14 protein-coding genes are annotated in these 16733 nt (G+C 69.9%); 3 read left to right on the top strand and 11 right to left on the bottom strand.

The features are described 5' to 3' along the window. Window positions 1–745: nucleotide kinase domain-containing protein (locus tag KM933_RS37260; RefSeq protein WP_221361502.1), on the top strand; the 745-nt coding region annotated here is incomplete at its 5' end. A 76-nt stretch (window positions 746–821) separates the two neighbouring features. On the opposite strand, the gene KM933_RS37255 is transcribed toward KM933_RS37260, so the two are convergent. The 4 genes from KM933_RS37255 to KM933_RS37240 are packed head-to-tail and all read right to left on the bottom strand — an operon-like array spanning window position 822 to window position 3328. Further along, the gene (locus KM933_RS37255; RefSeq protein ID WP_221361500.1) at window positions 822–1664 is read right to left on the bottom strand and encodes a thymidylate synthase family protein; all 843 of its coding nucleotides are present in this window, start codon (window positions 1662–1664) and stop codon (window positions 822–824) included. A 52-nt stretch (window positions 1665–1716) separates the two neighbouring features. Beyond that, window positions 1717–2634 (bottom strand): ImmA/IrrE family metallo-endopeptidase, encoded by a 918-nt coding sequence (locus KM933_RS37250; RefSeq protein ID WP_221361498.1) that lies wholly within the window; start codon window positions 2632–2634, stop codon window positions 1717–1719. Next, window positions 2631–3053 carry a helix-turn-helix domain-containing protein gene (locus KM933_RS37245; RefSeq protein ID WP_221361496.1) on the bottom strand — a complete coding sequence of 141 codons (423 nt, stop codon included), beginning with the start codon at window positions 3051–3053 and terminating at the stop codon, window positions 2631–2633. Before KM933_RS37245 ends, KM933_RS37250 begins: the two co-directional genes overlap by 4 nt. Beyond that, window positions 3050–3328 (bottom strand): acyl carrier protein, encoded by a 279-nt coding sequence (locus tag KM933_RS37240; RefSeq protein WP_221361494.1) that lies wholly within the window; start codon window positions 3326–3328, stop codon window positions 3050–3052. The genes KM933_RS37245 and KM933_RS37240 overlap by 4 nt, the downstream gene beginning before the upstream one ends. 115 nt (window positions 3329–3443) lie before the next feature. Here KM933_RS37240 and KM933_RS37235 point away from each other — a divergent pair, with 115 nt between their 5' ends. Next, the gene (locus KM933_RS37235; RefSeq protein WP_308013670.1) at window positions 3444–4322 is read left to right on the top strand and encodes a nucleoside triphosphate pyrophosphohydrolase family protein; all 879 of its coding nucleotides are present in this window, start codon (window positions 3444–3446) and stop codon (window positions 4320–4322) included. Window positions 4323–5278: 956 nt separating this feature from the next. Here the strand turns inward: KM933_RS37235 and KM933_RS37230 are convergent. The 7 genes from KM933_RS37230 to KM933_RS37200 form a co-directional block, all read right to left on the bottom strand. Further along, window positions 5279–8329, bottom strand: coding sequence for a Helicase associated domain protein (locus tag KM933_RS37230; protein WP_308013669.1), 3051 nt, complete (start codon window positions 8327–8329; stop codon window positions 5279–5281). Between the two features lie 10 nt (window positions 8330–8339). Continuing rightward, on the bottom strand, window positions 8340–9362 hold the full coding sequence (locus KM933_RS37225) for a TniB family NTP-binding protein (protein WP_221361490.1): 1023 nt from the start codon (window positions 9360–9362) through the stop codon (window positions 8340–8342). After that, the gene (locus KM933_RS37220; protein WP_308013668.1) at window positions 9356–11596 is read right to left on the bottom strand and encodes a Mu transposase C-terminal domain-containing protein; all 2241 of its coding nucleotides are present in this window, start codon (window positions 11594–11596) and stop codon (window positions 9356–9358) included. The genes KM933_RS37225 and KM933_RS37220 overlap by 7 nt, the downstream gene beginning before the upstream one ends. After that, a complete protein-coding gene (locus KM933_RS37215; protein ID WP_308013671.1) occupies window positions 11578–12213 on the bottom strand; it encodes a TnsA-like heteromeric transposase endonuclease subunit in 636 nt (211 codons plus the stop codon). The genes KM933_RS37220 and KM933_RS37215 overlap by 19 nt, the downstream gene beginning before the upstream one ends. Before the next feature lie 190 nt (window positions 12214–12403). Beyond that, a complete protein-coding gene (locus KM933_RS37210; RefSeq protein ID WP_221361488.1) occupies window positions 12404–15055 on the bottom strand; it encodes a DEAD/DEAH box helicase in 2652 nt (883 codons plus the stop codon). A 37-nt stretch (window positions 15056–15092) separates the two neighbouring features. Beyond that, window positions 15093–15506, bottom strand: a complete 414-nt coding sequence (locus KM933_RS37205; protein ID WP_221361485.1) for a hypothetical protein — start codon at window positions 15504–15506, stop codon at window positions 15093–15095. Further along, a complete protein-coding gene (locus tag KM933_RS37200; protein WP_221361483.1) occupies window positions 15503–15703 on the bottom strand; it encodes a hypothetical protein in 201 nt (66 codons plus the stop codon). Before KM933_RS37200 ends, KM933_RS37205 begins: the two co-directional genes overlap by 4 nt. 239 nt (window positions 15704–15942) lie before the next feature. Between KM933_RS37200 and KM933_RS37195 the strand changes: the two genes are divergently transcribed. Further along, entirely contained in the window at window positions 15943–16356 is a 414-nt protein-coding gene (locus KM933_RS37195) for a hypothetical protein (protein WP_221361481.1), read from the top strand. Window positions 16357–16733 lie beyond the last annotated feature (377 nt).

Below are 16733 nucleotides of genomic sequence, written 5' to 3'. Positions count from 1 at the left end.
GGGCCCGCAGGAATGGGAGGACGTGTTCTTCCGCACGCTGCTGTTCAAGATTTTCAATAAGGAGTCCACCTGGCAGCTGCTTTCCCGCGAGGTGGGGGAGGTGCGCTGGGAGACGTACGACTACCGGGTCTACGACCGGGTGCTGTCAGCGGCGTTCGCCCGGGGGGAGCGGTTGTATTCGGCTGCCTACATCGTGCCTCCGCCGCAGCTGGGTGAGGAGCGCAAGCACCGCAACCACCTGCGGCTGCTGGAGATGATGATGACCACCGGCGCGCCGGATCGCGTGCAGAGGGCAGCCGTGATGCGTGAGGCATACGAGGTGCTCCTCGGCTACCCGGCGCTCGGCCCGTTCCTTGCCTACCAGTTCACCGTCGATCTGAACTACGCGCCGCAGCTGGGTTTTTCGGAGATGGACTTCGTCGTGCCCGGCCCTGGTGCGCGTGACGGCATCCGCAAGTGCTTCGGTCCTGCCGCCGACGGCATCGAGGCCGATGTCATCCGCTACATGGCTGACACCCAGCAGGAGCACTTCGCCCGTCTGCAGCTGCCCTTCGCGGGGCTGAAGGGGCGACCGCTGCAGCTGATCGACTGCCAGAATCTGTTCTGCGAGGTCGACAAGTACGCGCGGGTGGCCCACCCGGACATCGCCGGCATCAGCGGCCGCAGCCGCATCAAACAGACATATCGGCAGGACGCGGCGCCGCTGCGGGCCTGGTTCCCGCCCAAGTGGGGCCTGAACACCTAGGGTCGGGCTCTCGCCGCTGTGGCCTCGTCCGATTCACCGCACGTCGATTCTGCACGCACTCTCTTGCAGGCGAGGATCATGCGCCGAGGCCGAAGAGCGGTGTGGTGAGGGAGTGCTGGAGGGCGCCGAGTTCGGACTTGGTGCAGTCGAGGCGGGCGCATCCGGCCATGACGGTCAGTGTTCCCGGCGTGAGTTGGGCGTGGCGGGCGACCCAGGCGCACAGGTGTCCCAGAGCGAGATAGTTGCCGTAGGCGCGGTCGAACATGTAGTGGCTGCGGTAGTAGGCGGCCAGGTGCACGGGGTTGGTGGTGCTGTCGAGCTGGAAGGAGCAGTGGCTCAGGCAGGGGAAGTCCAGCGTCTGCGTGTCCAGGGCGGAAGCCCTGATGACGGCCTCGGTGCCCGCTGCGCTCTGCGGCGGTTCCTCTTCCCATGCCTCGTCGTCGTCCGTGACATGGGCGGTGCCGACCTCGTAGACGGCGCTCCATTTCGCTGAGGTGCGCAGCTTGTCCAAGCGCTGGATGACGCGGGCGAGTTGGTCGACCGGTTCTGGCTTCTCGAAGGTGCCCGGGTAGGCGACGAGCCGTCCGAAGTAGGTGCCGTGGGCGTTGCGCCTGATCTTGCTCAGCCGCGGATAGAGCGTGCGGTAGCGGTTGGTGAGCTCGTCGTGGGTGGTGCAGGTGGCGGCGAGTTGGGCGGGGAAGAGGGTGTTGACGACCGTGTCGATGGGGTAGAGCGGCGTCTTGGTGCGTGCGGAGCGCAGCCGGTCCAGTTCGGCGCGCAGATGCGGATCTTCTCGCAGGGGATTGGCGATGCGCACCACGGTGTGGAAGGCCTTCTTGCCCGGTATCTCGGACAGGCGAGTGCAGGCTTCCAGCCATGCACGGGAGAGGTCCGGGGCGTCGACGGTGAACGTGTGCATCGGCTCGCTCCTGATTGGAGGGTCGGTGGGTGCCGTGCGGTGGTGCGGGCCGTCAGGCCCAGAAGCGGTCGGCCCCTTCACGGCCGGGAGTGCGCCGCAAGGTCACGCGGAACACTTCCGCGCTGTCGGTGGTGGCCGTCACGGTGCTGTCCGCGGCCAATTTCTGTGTCACCCACGCCGCGCGGCCCTGTTCCGGTGCGGGTACCGAGCCCAGGAAGGAGAGCTGGCCGGCCGTGTCCGGCGGTGTGCTGGTCAAGCCTGCGGGCAGGTGGTCGTAGCCCGCCCCGGGGACGGCGAGCAGGAGGCAGTCGCCGGCGGTCACGTGCACGGTGGCGGCGTGCGCGGCGGGGGTGAGCACGTGGATGTGCGCCTGCGGTCCGAGCGGCAGTCCGTCGGTGAGTTCCGCTTTGAGGGTGCCGGGGGAGTGCTTCAGCCACACGGTCTCGGTGGATCGGTCGATCATCTTCAGCCGCACCAGGTGGCGCACGGTGGTGGCGTAGGGGGTGCCCAGCCAGCGGGCCATCCGGTACACGTCCAGCGGGGACTCGGGGCGCGCGAGGCCGCAGCGGGCCAGAGCGGCGCGGGCGGCAGGGCGGGGCATCAGGAACCAGGATGCGAAGGCCTCGGCCTCCCGCTCGTGCTGCGGCCACCCCTCGCCCCACCGGCCCGGTGACTGTTCCTGATGATCGATGCTGGTCCCGTGGCCCATGCGGTGGTGGCCCAGTTCGTGAGCGGCGGTGTGCCGCATGCTCACCTCCTCCAGACCGGTGTTGACCAGGCACCCCGGAACTCCCTGGCTGCCGTCGATGTACAGCCCCAGCAGGCCGCCCAGCTTCTGCCCCATGACCTCCACGCCTGCTCGGCGTAGCGCGCCGAACACGTCGACGTAGTCGTCGACGTCGACGGCGAGCGCCTTGTGGGCCTGCGCGGCCGCGATCATTGCGGCGCCGTGAGCACTGTTCCAGCTCACGCACCGCCCTCCGGCCCGTGAGGCGGCCGCAAACCGCCCGCCTCCTCTTCCTCTGCCTGGCGGCGGGCCTGCAGGTACTGGATGAACTTCGCCACCTCGATGCGGTCGCCCTCGCTCAACGGCCGTGCGGTGCGCGGCAGTCCGGCGAGCGCGTGTTCCCCGGCGTCGGCTGCCTCCTCCTCGTCGAGGAAGTAGGACGCCGGCAGCCGGTAGAGACGGGCGAGCTTCTGCAGCTCCATCACCTCCACCTTGCGTACGCCGCGCTCGATGTCGCTGACCGCTGAGCGGACGATGCCGGTTCGCTCGGCGACCTGCTGCTGGGACAGCCCCAGGTATTCGCGCGTGGCCTTCAGTCGCTGGCCCAGCCGGGTCCGCTGGTCGGTGTCGGTATCGATGGGGGACGGCGCCTTGCCGTTCATTGCATGTGCTCCTTCGCCTGCATGGTGTCGTACACGGTCTCGGCGAACGCCCACACCGAACGCAGGGAGCGCCCGGCCTCGGCGTCGGCCGGGACGGAGACCTCGAAGTGCTGCTCGATGCGCGCCAGCGCCTCCATGATCAGCACCGAGTCGACCGGCAAGTCCTTTCCCCGGGCCGCCAGTTCCTCGTACACGTCGTGGCTTGGCCTGTCCTGGTGCTCAGCCAGGAAATCGATCACGATGTTCACGATCTCTTGGACGCTGCGCGACGGCATGCTCCGCTTCTGGCCCTTTCGCTCAACTCCGGGACAGCGCGCCCGGCCTGACCTACTGTAGAGCGATGTCGGGAAATCCGACAGATCTGTTGGAAGATCCTTCATGGGAGTGTGCGTGCACCTGGCCCGTTATCAGCAAGCAGCCCTCAAGACCCTGCGGCCCGCCGCCGACGGGACCGACCCGGTCCTGATACCGCTGCTCGGACTCGTCGGGGAGACCGGCTCGGTGGCCACTGCCTACAAAAAACGCCTGCGCGACGGCGCTGACGCCGGCCCGTCCAAACAGCAACTGCGCGAGGAACTCGGCGACGTCCTGTGGTACACCGCCACCCTCGCCCACCTCCTCGACCTCGACCTTGAGGACATCGCCGCCGCCAGCCTGGAAAAGACCAAAGACCGCTGGCGTGTCACCCCCGACGACCAACGCACCCGCTTCGACGCCGACTACCCTCCCCACGAACAGCTGCCCCGACAGACCGCCGTCACCTTCACCCCCACCACAAGGCCCGACGGCCGCACCGTCATCGCCCTCACTCGCGAAGACGGCACTCCGGCCGGCGACCCCCTCACCAGCGCCAATCACGTCGAGGACGACTACCGCTTCCACGACGCCTTCCACCTCGCCCACGCCGCCGTCCTGGGCTGGTCACCCGTCAGCCGCTTCCTCCTCGGCTGCAAACGCCGCAGCCGCCCCGGCGTCGACGAAGCCGAAGACGGCGGCCGCGCCATCGCCATCGAGGAGGGCATCAGCGCCCTGGTCTTCTCTTACGCCAGCCGCCACCACTACTTCGAAAACGTTCACCACGTCGACCACGAACTGCTCATCACGATCGACCACATGACCGCCCACCTCGAAGTCAGCGTGCTGCGCGCCGCCGACTGGGAGAAAGCGATCATGACCGGCTACGCCGCTTGGCGACAGCTACGCAAGCATGGCGGCGGCCGCCTCGAGCTGGACCTCGACGCTCAGACACTGACTTTCGTCGAACCCTGAGGTGGCCCGAGGGCGTCGACACATCTCGGCGCCACGGCAGGCCGCCTGTTCGTCTATGCGGATGCTGGTGACTGGCCGGGGCTGTCTGTGCCGGTGGGTTGGGGCCCTGGTGGTAGGCCTCCCGGTAGTGCTCCTGGTGGTGGGTCGGGTGGTGGCTGCGGTACGGCCGCGGGGGCTGTGGCTTGCCGGTATGTGATGATTGCTTGGATTCTTTTCTCGGGGTCTGTTATCTGGTCGAGTGCGGCCGCGAATTTCTCGTCGACGAGTGTTCCTTTTCGTTGCCGTGAGTGTTCGAGGATGAGGCCGGGGAGGGGTACGGCGAGGTATGCCGTGATGACGATTCCTCCGACGGCCCACCAGGGAGCGCCGCCCAGGGCGCCGGCGAGTACGGCTGGGAGGCCTGCGAGGAGGCCGGTGATGGGGGCGAGGGAGGACGAGTTCATCGCGTGGATGCCCTTCCAGCACGTGACGGCTGGGCCGCCTCATGCCTGAACGAGCCGTGCGGGGACGGCTGGGACGGGGAGAGGCGGCACAGGTGTGCCGTTATGTGAGGGCATGCCAAGGGCCGGCGCCGCCGTAGGGCGGGCCGGGGTTGTTTTACGGCAGGCCTGCTAGCCCCTTGGGGCGTGGGTTCGCTGTTCCCGTGGGGTCGTTTAGAGGGGTTTTTCGGCGGGTTTTGCGGGGGAGGTTTTCTTCGGCTTTTTGGGCAGGGTGCGCTACACCTGTGAGCTAACAAAAAGAATGTTCATAAAGCCCCTGAGCCGATTCATCTGACCTCTGCCGCACCGCCTTTCTCTACTCGATGGCCGCGTGCACCCTGTTGCGGGCACGCCAGACCTGCTCACCAGTATCGGTCATCGCAGCGCCGTCTGGGGCCCGTCGGCCAGACCGATACCGAAGTTCTCGCCCGAAGCTGGTCGGGCGAGCGACCCGTTGGGCCGGTACCGGCCCAACGGTCAGCTCACGACGAGGCCGGTGGTGGTGAGGAGGTGTTGCTGATCGGGGTGGAGCAGGGGCCAGGCGCGTCGCTGTTTGTGGATCCAGCGGCGGGTGGCGGGCGTGTGGGGCTGGGTGCGGGCCCGTTGGTAGGCGTGTTGCCAGACCATGCCCCAGGGCGGGTTCCACCAGGGGTCGATGCGGGTCAGGGCGTGGGCTGCGGGGGTGGGGCCTGTCTTTCTCGTGCGGTAGCGCTGTTTGTTCAGCCATTGGCCCAGGGGAAATCCGTTGTGGTTGGTGTCGCAGGGGACGGTGAGGTGGCCGTGGGTCTCGGCGAAGGTCTGGGCGTGTTCGACCGCGGTGTGCCAGGGGTGCGCGCGGCGGGTGCGTGCGTGGGCGACGTCGGTGGTGATGCCGATCAGTGTGAGGAGGTGCTGCTGGTCGGGGTGGAGTCGGTGGTAGTTCAGGCAGGCCCGGCTGATCCAGGTGCCAAGAGCGATGGCGGGGGAGGGGATCAGCGCGGCCGGGTCGAAGGGGCGGCCTGTTTCGGCATGGTCGCGGGCGCGGTGATAGTTGCGCTGCCAGTGCAGGTCCCATGGCGGGTTCCACCACGGATCGATCGCGGCCAGCTGTTGGAGGTGGGGTGAGGGCGGCAGGCGGTCACGGGCGCGTTGTTTGGCGCGGTTGCGCTGGCTGAACAGCCACCAGCCGAGCCGGAATCCGTTGTGGTTGGTGTCGCGGGGGGCGGCGAGGTGACCGTGTTCGGCTGCGTAGGCGTGGGCGTGCGCGAGGGCTCTCTCGAATCCGGGTACCAGATCGGGGCGGTGCCCGAGGCGGCTACGCGGTGCGGCGGGTGGCTTCGGGGAAGGCAGGGGTGAGGACGGTGCAGCGGGGCTTGTCGGTGTTTTTGCCGTTGGGCGTGCCCGTTGGGTTCGCGGGGGTTTTGCCGAGGCGGCGCGGGGGCGGGTGGTGGGCGTGGGCGCGGGAGGCGTGACGGGTCCCCTGCGGGGCTGGGCCGTTGCGGGAGGGGGCTGGGCTGTGCGGGCCGCCTCGGTGGTGATGCCGATCAGTGTGAGGAGGTGCTGCTGGTCGGGGTGGAGCTGGTCGTGGACGCGGCACTGGGCGCGCAGCCAGCGCGCGGTGGCGTCGTCGAGACCGTCGAAGCCGTTCTCCGGGTGCAGGGGATGGCCGGCTGCGGCGTCGCGGGCGCGGTGGTAGTGGCGCTGCCATGTCAGGTGCCAGGGCGGGTTCCACCAGGGGTCGATGTCCTGGAGGACCTGTGCTCGGGCGGCGGGCAGGGGCTGGCGGTCGGTGCGCCAGTGGTTGCGCTGGTTGGCCAGCCACTGCCCGAGCGGGTAGCCGTCTTGCAGGGTTGCTCGGGCGACGGCGGCGAGGTTGCCGTGGGCGTCGGCGAAGGCGCGGGCATGCGCGAGCCCTGTCTGGAAGCGTTCTGCGTAACTGCGCCGTCTGGGCCGGGCAGCGGCCGCCTCCTCGCGGTCGATACCGATCTCGGTGAGCAGGCGCTGCTGTTCGGGGTGGAGGGCGGGGTAGCGGGTGCACTGGAGGTAGAGCCATTCGCCGAGGTTGTAGCGGGTGGTGGGGAAGCCGCGGGCCGGCTGGAGCGGCCCGTTGACCTGGTGGTGAGTGCGGGCCTGGTGCCAGAAGCGCTGCCACAGTGTGCTCCAGGGCGCGTTCCACCACCGGTACCGGGCGGTGAGGGCGGCGGCTTGGTGGGCGGGCATGCGGGTGTGGCGTGCGCGTGTGTTGGCCAACCACTGGCCCAGCGGGTAGCCGGCGGGGGTGTCTTCTTTGGGTACGGCGAGGTGCCCGTGTGCCTCGTGATAGGCGCGGGCGTGGGCGAGTCCTTGGGTGAAGGCGCGCTCGGCCTCGAGACTGTGACCGCGCAACCGTTTGGCGGGCCCTGGCGCGGGCGGGGCGCCGTCGGCGGCCGGTGGATGGGGGAGGAGGTCGCTCAGGGGGCGGGGCCGGTGGGCCGAATGCACGGTCCACAGTGCCGTCTGTGTGGCAGGGTCTGGGGCGGTGTGGGCGCGTACGCAGGAGTGGGCCCAGGTGAACAGCGGCCCGTGGGTGACGGTGGCCAGGTGGTGGGCGAGCCACGGCCGCCCGACCTGGTCTGCGAGTGTGGTCAGCAATTGGGGTAACTCGCCTAGCCGGTGGGGGAGGTGGCCGCGTGTCTCGGTGACGGTGCGCTGCTGCAGGGTGCGGCTGGCCAGCAGGCGTGCCAGGGCAACGGTCTCGGGGTAGGTGACCAGGTCACGGGCGGCCGTCTTCCACCAGCCAGGCTCGATGCCGGCGGGCCAGGTGGCCTGAAGCCGGGCCGGCCAGATGTCTTCGTCGGCCGTCCAGAGCCCGTGCCACCAGGCTCCGGTGACGGCGCGCGCGACCTCAAAAGCCTGCCTCCCGGTAGGGGAGCGGCGCAGCAGCCGGACATGCCGCCGCTGGGCCTCGATCACCTCCGGGCACTGGCCGAGGGACACGGGCAGGCCGCTGGTTCCAGGCAGGAACATGAGCCAGTACCGGTGGCGTGCGCAGACGCGCTCCTGGGGGGCCAGGTAGCGCCGGGCGGTCATGCGGCGTCCGGCGCGGGCGGTACAGCAGGCGGGGCAGGCGGGTCCCCACGGGGCGACGGCTTCCTCGCCGCGGGTCAGGCGGCCGGCCGGGCCGCCTGGGTAGTGCGCGTGCGGTTCTGCGCGTGTCCACGCCGGCAGAGCGCTTTCCAGCACCGCTGCCTGTACATGGCTCAGGGCGCATACTCGCGCGCGTGCCTGGGCGTTGAGGTGGATTTCGCTGTCCGGGTGGAGCGTCCCGGCGACGTTTTGCCTGCCGTCGGTCTCGGTGATGGCGGCGAGCAGGTCGCGCAGGCCGAGGTGGTAGCGGGCGGCGAGCCGGTTCAGGAACGACAGTGTCAGCTCCCCGCGCAGCGGTGCCACGCGTCCGGCCGCCCCGCCGGCCAGGGCTGTGACGAGGACGCCGGACGCCGCCGGCTTGTCTCCCGCACGCTCGTTCCCGGGCTTGCGGCTGTGTGCCGTCGTGCTGGACCGGTGCGCCACCCCGGATGCCCTACTGCTTCCGTCGTGCGGGCCGGACCGGCCGGGCCCGGGTTTCGGCGGCCGCGTCGAGTTCGACCTCCGCGAGCAACTGCTTGGTGATCCGTGCGGTGCCTTCGGTGAGGGCGATCAGGGCGGCTTCGCGGATGAGGTGGGAGAGGCTGCCGATCCGCCCTGCGGTGCGGGCGTGGAGGTAGGCGGCGTGCTTGACCAGGGTTCCGGGCCGGTGTGCGCGCAGCCGCAGCAGATTCTCCATGGCCTGCACGAGGTCGTTCCAGACGGCCCGGTCCTGCTCGGTCGCGTACGCCAGAGGTCGGTGGCGGAAGATTTTGAAGCGGCCGGCGATCTGCGCGCCGCGCACTCCGGTGAGCAGGGAGGAAGTCTCGATGTCGATCGCGGAGTAGACGAAGGTGGCCGGGATGCGTTCGCCGAGGTAGTTGAGCTGGTCGGAGGTTTCCGCGCCGGCGCGCCGCTGGGTGTCCAGGAGATGGACGTCGTCGAGGAGGACCAGCTGGGTGCCCAGCTCGCACAGCAGGTCGCATACGGCGCTGGTGATCTGGGTCTGGTTGAGGCGGTCGGTGATGGGCATGCCGAGGAATCGGGCGAATTCGCTGACGAGCATCTTTGGGGTGGCGGCCGGCGGCACGCTGATGAACAGCACTGGTCTTCTGCCGCCGTTGCCGGGATGCTGACGCTGGTCGGCCAGCTGGAAGGAACGCCCGAGCGCCATCATCGTGGTGGTCTTCCCGGTCGTGGCCGGACCGGAGATGATCAGGCCGCGCCGGGCGCCCGCCTGCTGGCGGCGGTTGACCAGCAGCAGCCGTCGCACGGTGGTGAAGACACTGTCCATGGCCGGGGTGCGCATGACGGCGAGTTCGGAGTGGTAGTCCTCGCGCTCCGTCTGGGACCAGGCGCCGTCGTCGGCGTCCCGGGCGGGGGCCGGCGCCCGGTGGACGAAGGCGTCCCAGCCCTGCCACAGGGTCGGAGGGGCCAGCGGAGCGAACCCCGCGGCGTCGTTGGAGAGCGGACTCACCATCGCAGGGATTCCTCAAAGGGGTCGTAGACCGTGACGGAGGAATCTCGCGCTGGCCGCGCTTGTCCGCCCTCTGCCCCGGCCGCTGCAAGGCCCCGGGTGCCAGCGGGCCCAAGGAGCTGGCGCTCACCCGCTGCGTCGGCTGCCTCCTCCTCTTCGTCTTCGGCGAAGAGGTCCTCACCGTGGCCGAAGGCGTCGTCCTCGCTGGGCCTGCCGGCTTCCGTCTGCGGCGGCTGGCCGTACAGGATCCCCCACACCGCACCGTCCTCGTTCGCGGCGGCGTGGGCGCGGGCCCGGGCGGCGACGACCTTGTCCCGGCGGCTGCCGTGTCCGGCGGCGACGCGTTCCAGCAGCTCGCGCAGTGCGAGGGCCAGGTCGTGTTCGTGGCTCACGCGGCTGCCGCGCTGGGCGACGGTGCTCCTGACGTGCTGCCAGGTGAAGTCGGTGAACGGGGCGGTGACCAGGGTGCGGTGGATCCACGGCACCGCCTCCCACCCGTACCCCCGCGGCCGGCCGGGTTTGGGTAGGCGCACCCATACTTCGTCGGGGGCGTGCGGGTTGTAGTGGATCTCCCACAGGCCGTCCGCCGCCGGCGAGGCTTCGCCACGGTAGGGGTTGAGGGCCCGGTGGTCGTAGGTGCGGTAGTCGATGCGGATGCCGTAGTCGTTGATCTTCTGCCGTTTGACGGGCATCAGCTCGATGTAGTCCTCGCGCCCCAGCGGCACCGGCACATACCCGCACACGGCGACCAGCGCCGCCCACATCTCGTTCGGTGACAGAGCGCGGCGGGGCATCATCGGGTGCCGCAGGCCGTCGTGCTCGCGCTCCTGCCACCCGCAGATGATCCACTCCTGCAGCAGGTCGTCCAGCTGGGCGAGCGTCCATACCGCCTCGCCTTGCACGTTCCGGCCGCGCTCGCCCGTGTGGGAACCCGTGTAGCCGGCCACGTGCTGGGCGAACAGCGTGTTGATCGAGGAGAACGTGCGCTCCACATGCCCTTTGGCCGGCCCGTTGCCCGGCGGCGCTGGCTGCAGGGAAATGCCCAGCGATCCGCAGGCGGCGACGAACGAGGACGAGACGAACACCTTGCCCTGATCGACCACGACGGTCTGCGGGGTGATGACCGGCCGCGCCGCGGCCCCTTGCAAGCGGTCATCCACGCTTAGCAGCCGCTCGTACGGGATCACTGAGCGTTCCATCGCCAGCGCCCCGGGCCAGGCAGGCCGCATCGGCGCGGGCACCATCATCTGCGCCAGCAACTGCGCCGCGTCCACACTGCGGGTCCCCTTCGGCCGCAGCACGGCCGCGCAGATACTGCGGGTCGCCACATCCAGCGCGATGGTCAGCTCGGGCCGCTCCACCACCCCGTCGTCGAGCACCACGAAGGCATCCAGCACGGTGCTGTCCATCATCACCAGCTCACCCGGCGCCATCACCGTCGTCGGGACGAACGGGGGAGCCGGACGCGCCGAGCGCCAGCGGCGCTGTCGCGCATTGCCCAGCAGCCCCCGCCCGTCGGCCAGAGCGTGCACCAGCCGGTTGAACGTCGCCGTCGACGGCAGCGGAACCGCCCCGGGGCCGTGCCGCTCGGCCAGCAGCCGCTCGGTATACACCCGAAGCCGCCCCAGCGTCCCGCCGGAGCGTTCCTGCCCGGCCTCCAGCACCTCGAGCAGAGCGATTACCACCCGCTCATCCGCACGCCCCAGTGCCGACCGGGGCCGCACAGCCCGCTGATCCACCAGTGCCCACACCCCGCCGTCGCGATAGCGGGCCCGCATCCGCCGCACCGTCACCGCGCTGGTGGTCATCCCCGCCGCCGACAGCTCCGCAGCCTTCGACTCCTCCCGCTGCGCCAGCGTCCGCATCTCCGGGTCGTACTCAGCCCGCGCAGGGCCGGCCGCACCGGATCCGCCGGGGTGCCCGGTCTCCACCTCCCGCACGTGCCGCTCCCAGGCAAGCGCCCGCTCCCGCACCGGTGCGGGTAGCGACTCCAGCAGGCCCAGCGGCGGTACCCGGCAGACGGCCGGCGCGGCCACAACCTCGAACCCCTCGTCGGCGAACAACAGCGACAGCAGCAGCGCCGCTATCTCGCCGTTCTCGGCGATCAGCCGCACCTGCCCGCCAGCGAGGGCCGCTACCGTCCAGACCCGCCCCTCGAACCGCACCCGGGCCTCCACCTCCACCACCGGCCCGCCGGACACCCGGCCCCGTGCCCCCATCACGCCGTCTGCGCCCACACCGGCATCCGCTCATGCATCGGAGCGCCCAGATCGGCGGACAGCTGCCCCGCCCACAGAGCATGGAACAGTGCGGGGAGGACCACCATCGGATCTCCGGTCCTGCGCACGCCCTCCCACAGCGGCGTACGGCGTGCGAACGACTCCCGCAACGTCGCCGCCAGCTGCTGTCCTGCGCGGTACCGCGGATGCCGGTACCCGGCCAGCCAGGTCACGTTGCGCCGGTACACCGGATCGACCGGACCCAGCACCCAGTACCGCCAGCCCACCGCCGCACACACCTCACCGACCACCGCCGCGAGGGCCCGCTGCCGCCCAGAAAGCACCCCTACGGCAGTGCAGTCCGCCAAGACCCCCTGGCCGTCGGTGAGCCGGAGCATCACCTGCGGGACATGCGTCCGCATGCCCTCCGACGCACGCCACCGCAGTTCCAGCGGCCGGCTGGACAGGCCTTGGACGCGTGGATCACGGTCGAGGAGCATCAGATGCAGCCGCATCGCCCCAGACCCGTAGTGCACGAGCCCCCCGGTGGTCGCCGACCACCACCATCCCGGCGCCGTGCGCTTGCCCTTGCGGACTGGAAACGGCCTCAGAGGCGGACACCGCTCGAAGGCCACTTCGGCAGCCGCCGCCGACCACGGCGAACACTCCGTCGCCCCGCCCGCAGCCAGGAACCGTACGTCCACAGCCCCGACATCGGCCGGCCCGGCCCCTGCCGCATCCCATTCCGCGCTCCGCACAAAGAACCAAACGCCTTATCGGCTCATCCGGTAATGGGCATAACAAGCCAACGGCACACGCCTGCTGTCAGCCGCGCCTGGACTGCTCTACGGCCCAGGCGTAGCCCAGCTCAGCGAAAGCTGCTCGCTGCTCCGCATCCAGACGGTCGCGCCTGGCCTTCTGGTTACTCAGAAATACACCCAGCCTGACCATCGAACCGTCCGGCAGTTCTTCGACGTGTGTCCGTCCAACGACGGTTCTGCCTTCGCGGGCGATGTACTGGGCGAGGGCCTGCACTCCGCGCTGGAAGGCTGACGCCTTCCCGGCCCCCTTGACCGCCGAGGCCGCTGCGGGCTGTTCGGCGGGTGTGACGCCCAGCGCCGCCAGTCTCCGCTGCTGCTCCTCGGAGAGCTGGAACCAGTCGCGGGACTGTCGGTGGAGCCATCGTCCAAGGTCGTCGCCTTCGAAGAGCACTCCGGGCTGGATGGCCGGCAGGATGCCGTCGGGTTCGTCGGCGGCGAGGTCGGTGAGTACGCGGTGGTGGCGTTGCCAATCGAGGGGCCAGGGGCAGTTCCAGTCGGGGTCGGTCGCGGTCAGCTGTGCCGCGCGGGCTGCGGCGCGTTCGGGGTTTTTGCCGAGGCCGTGTGTGCGGCGGAGGTTGGCCATGTGTTCCCCGACCGGCACCAGTTCACTGTCGGCGTTGCCCCAGACGGCGTCGCGTCTGGGAGCGAGGTGGCCGTGTGCCCGCCGGTAGGAGCGCAGGACGGCGAGTTTGGTCTCCCAGGCTTCGTCGCCGGGTTCCCACACCATTCCGGCTTCGTCGAGGAGTTCCTTGCGGTGCTGGTCGAGTTCACCGGTGCGGTAGGTGCGCCGCTGCTGGTGGACCCAACGCCCCAGAGGGAACGCCTTGGTGACGCCGACCTCGACCTCGACGTCGTAGGGCACGGCGTAGAGGCCGGTGATCTCGTTCTCCTTCCGCCAACGGAGCAGGGCCTGGTAACCCTCCAGCCACACCAGCGACTCGGGCCGGTAGACCCGGGTGCGCAGGAACGCCGCGATGGTCGCCGCGTCCCGGGGTGAGGAGAAGTGGAGTAGCGCGGACTCGGCAGCGGCGTCGGTGTCGCCCTGCTCCTGGTCCTCGCTCTCTTCCTCGCCGCCGGCCCCGACGACCTGGCCGTCTTCATCCCGCCGGACGTGGACCTTGCGCTTCCCACTGGTGAGAGCGCGGGAGGCGAGCTGCTCAACGAGTCGATCATCCTGACTGCGCAGGCCTTGGAGGACCGCTACGAGGGGGCGGAACGAGGCGCTGGCGACCATGTCCGTCGACTTTTCGCCCGGTTCCAGGAACACCGGCACGATGATCCGCGCTACCTTCGCGGAGCCGTCCTTGTTGAGCCGCAGCGCGCGGCCGATGTTCTGCACGATCTCCACCTGGGAGCCGCGGGTGTCGGCGAAGCAGACGGCCTCGACTCCCCGCTCGCCGGTGATGTCCACGCCTTCCCCGAGAACGCGAACGCTGGCGAGGAAGGCGCGGTGGACCCGGCGGCCGCCCGTGTCGATGCCGCCTGCGAATTGGCGCAGGACCTCGCGGCGCTCGCTGACGAGGTGGTCGCCGCACAGCCACGCCGACCACACCCGGTCCGGTGGTACGTGGCGGCCGGCCTCGAGTTCGTAGAACTCCGCGTCGATCGAGGACTTCGGCAGTTTGTCGGCGGCGGCCAGGTCGTCGTCCGAGGCGTCGTTCATGTACAGCTCGGCTGCCGTCTCGGGCAGCTTCTCCGCGAACGCGGCGGCTTCCTCCACCTTCTGATGGAACGTCATGACGGTGCGCAGATTCCACGCGGCGGCGTGCTCCAGGAGCGCGGTCTGCCACAGGGCCAGGCGCCGGCCCCGCTGCGCCTCCTCCGACTCCCCACGGACGGGGGAGGGGTCGCGGATCTCCAGCACGTCGATCTCGAACCCGGCGAGGATCTCGCGCTCGATCGCCTCCGAGAGCCCGAGCTCGGCGAGCCATGCGCCGTAGGTGCCGTCCGGGTCGTCGGCCATGGTCGCGAGCTCCGACTCCTGGCCGTCCGCGCCTTTCTGCGGCCGAGGTGCGGCGAGGATGCGCGGGGTGGCGGTGAGGTAGAGCCGGAAGTCCGCGGGGATGCGGGTGTTGTCATGGATCGCCGCCCACGGCCGACCAAGATCACCGGCAGTTCCGTGGGCCTCATCCACGATCGCGAGGTCGAAGGCTGCCATCTGCTGGCCGTACAGCCGCTCCCCGCCTGCCAGAGCGGCCTCCAGCGGCCCGCGAACGTTCCGCTGGCCCTCGGGTGCGTCGATGTCCTCGCGGTCCACCAGAGAGGCGTACGTGGCGAACACGACGACCGGCCCGGACCCGGCCCACAGGGCAAGCTGGATCGGGTTCGTGGTCGTGCGCACCCCCAGCGAGTTGAGCACCGCGTCATTCTCCAGCGAGCACACCGCCGCCATCGGAGCCCGGTGGCCCACCAGACGCCACGCCTGGGCGGTCTGCACGAGCAGGTCCAGGGTCGGCACGGTCACCAGGATCCGACCGTCCCGGAAGCACTCCAGCGCGCACGCGGCGGCCGTGATCGTCTTGCCCGATCCGGTCGCTGACACGATCGTGCCCCGGGCACCCTGCGAGGGCACAGATGACCTTGCAGGGAATCCCACCCACTTCCGAAACGCCGACCGCTGATCTACCTGGTGTTCCTTGAGCTGAATCGCCGACATTTCCGCGCCTCCCCGATTCCTAAATTCCTGCGGTTTTTCAGACGGCCGTGTGCGGATAGCCGGCCGCACCTATATCACTCCAGATGGCCCCGCCCGCGAGATGCCATCCGCCGGGGCGTCCCGTCCGCCCTCCCGCGCTTGAACCCGGCAGGTCGTCCGGGTCGTAGTGCCCGGCCTTGCGAGTGCAGAGGATGACGTCACCGCTGGACATCTCCACCGTCCGCGCCGTGCACAGCCCGCCGGCCTCACCCAGCGCCTCCAGCACCCGCCGCCGCGCCGTGGTGTTCGGGTGTGTGCGTGGCAGCACTGTCCCCCGGACAAGCGCCTCCAGCCGCACCAGGTCGCTCTGCCGCACCTCCGCGATATGTACGGCCAGCTCAGCAGCTCCAGCCGACCGGCCGCCGCGCCGCGCCCAGTCGCGGTGAGCGATGCCCACCAGGGCCTCGCTCACCGCGGGTCCCAGCTCTCCGCGAACAGCGCGCCCCGAGAGGCCGGCGCCATCCCGTCCAGCTTCACGACCTCGCTCTGCGCCCCGGCGACCGCCCTGGCCTCCAGGTCGTCCGCCTCGCTCGCGGGCACACCCTGGGCGGCCAGAAGCGCGAACAGCTTCAACCGGGCATTGCCGCCCGCCGCCTGATGCAGACTCACCGGATCTACAGAATCGCTGCGCAGCGCGGGATCCGGTCCGGTAGATTCATGGTGGCCGGTCATTTTCTGCCGTTCATATCGGAATTGATGGAGCCTTTTCAGGCGGTTGGGATGTGTCCCATGTTTCCGCCAATGATACATGCTGCATCAGAACGAGGTCGGCCGAAGACCGGTTCTTGTGCTGCTTCCGGGTAGATGAGCCCTGACAGTGACGCTCTTGTACGGGGAGACGAGGGGGGATGGTGGTGGAAGCGGCGAAGTGGTCGGTGGATCGTGAGCGCTTGTCCCGGTGGGTTCCTGAGGGTGAGCGGATGACGGCCGGTTGCGCGGTGACGTACGGGCGCACACTGTGGGGCCTGCTCCCGCGGCGTGCTTCGCTCCTGCTGACCGATCGTCGGATGCGAGTACTACGCCACCGGGGCAATGACCTCCAGTACGCCATATGCGGCGTCTGGTTCGAGATGATGCGCGGCGAGGCCGTGGCGGTGTGCAGGAATCCGCGGGTGCGGGTGGAGTTCGACAAGGGGCAGGAGATCGAGCTGCGCCGGCACGGTGGTGGGGTGGAGCGTCTGCGGGTCAGTCAGTGGGATGCGGTGCATGCCGAGGCCCTGTATGCGGCGTTCCCTGACGAGGGCGGCGATCCGCAGTCCTGAACACCCGCCTGAGAGTCGGGGCGCTCAGGCGGGTGGACTGCTTCGACTGCACCACCAGACTCGGGTGGGCCCAACCATCGGAGCCCCCACCCAGCCCCTTGTAGCCAGCCAAGCCCGCGATAGCGGGCTCAGTCCTGGAGGCGCAGCCGGAAGGACCGTCAGGCGCGGGAGCGCAGCGGCTCCGCCTGACCAGGCTGGAGCGAAGCGGAAGCCTGGCTGCGGGACGAAGTCCCGCAAGCTCCGGGAGCGCAGCGGACGGAGCAGCAACCCGACTGCGCAGCAGTCGGGTTGAGCGGGACGCGCAGCGTCCCGCCAGCGCGTCCGCGGAGCGGAAGCGCAACACCCGCGCGCAGCGCGGGTGTTCGCTTGCGCATCGC

Source organism: Streptomyces beigongshangae, assembly GCF_019710745.1.
Taxonomy (GTDB): domain Bacteria; phylum Actinomycetota; class Actinomycetes; order Streptomycetales; family Streptomycetaceae; genus Streptomyces; species Streptomyces beigongshangae.
This window is presented reverse-complemented; position numbering and strand designations above follow the sequence as displayed.

What these genes read in the sequence shown, in the direction of transcription:
- KM933_RS37255 (WP_221361500.1), bottom strand. Translation starts at nt 1,664, where the DNA reads ATGCACACGTTCACCGTCGACGCCCCGGACCTCTCCCGTGCATGGCTG.
- KM933_RS37245 (WP_221361496.1), bottom strand. Translation starts at nt 3,053, where the DNA reads ATGAACGGCAAGGCGCCGTCCCCCATCGATACCGACACCGACCAGCGG.
- KM933_RS37240 (WP_221361494.1), bottom strand. Translation starts at nt 3,328, where the DNA reads ATGCCGTCGCGCAGCGTCCAAGAGATCGTGAACATCGTGATCGATTTC.
- KM933_RS37225 (WP_221361490.1), bottom strand. Translation starts at nt 9,362, where the DNA reads ATGGTGAGTCCGCTCTCCAACGACGCCGCGGGGTTCGCTCCGCTGGCC.
- KM933_RS37210 (WP_221361488.1), bottom strand. Translation starts at nt 15,055, where the DNA reads ATGTCGGCGATTCAGCTCAAGGAACACCAGGTAGATCAGCGGTCGGCG.
- KM933_RS37195 (WP_221361481.1), top strand. Translation starts at nt 15,943, where the DNA reads ATGGTGGTGGAAGCGGCGAAGTGGTCGGTGGATCGTGAGCGCTTGTCC.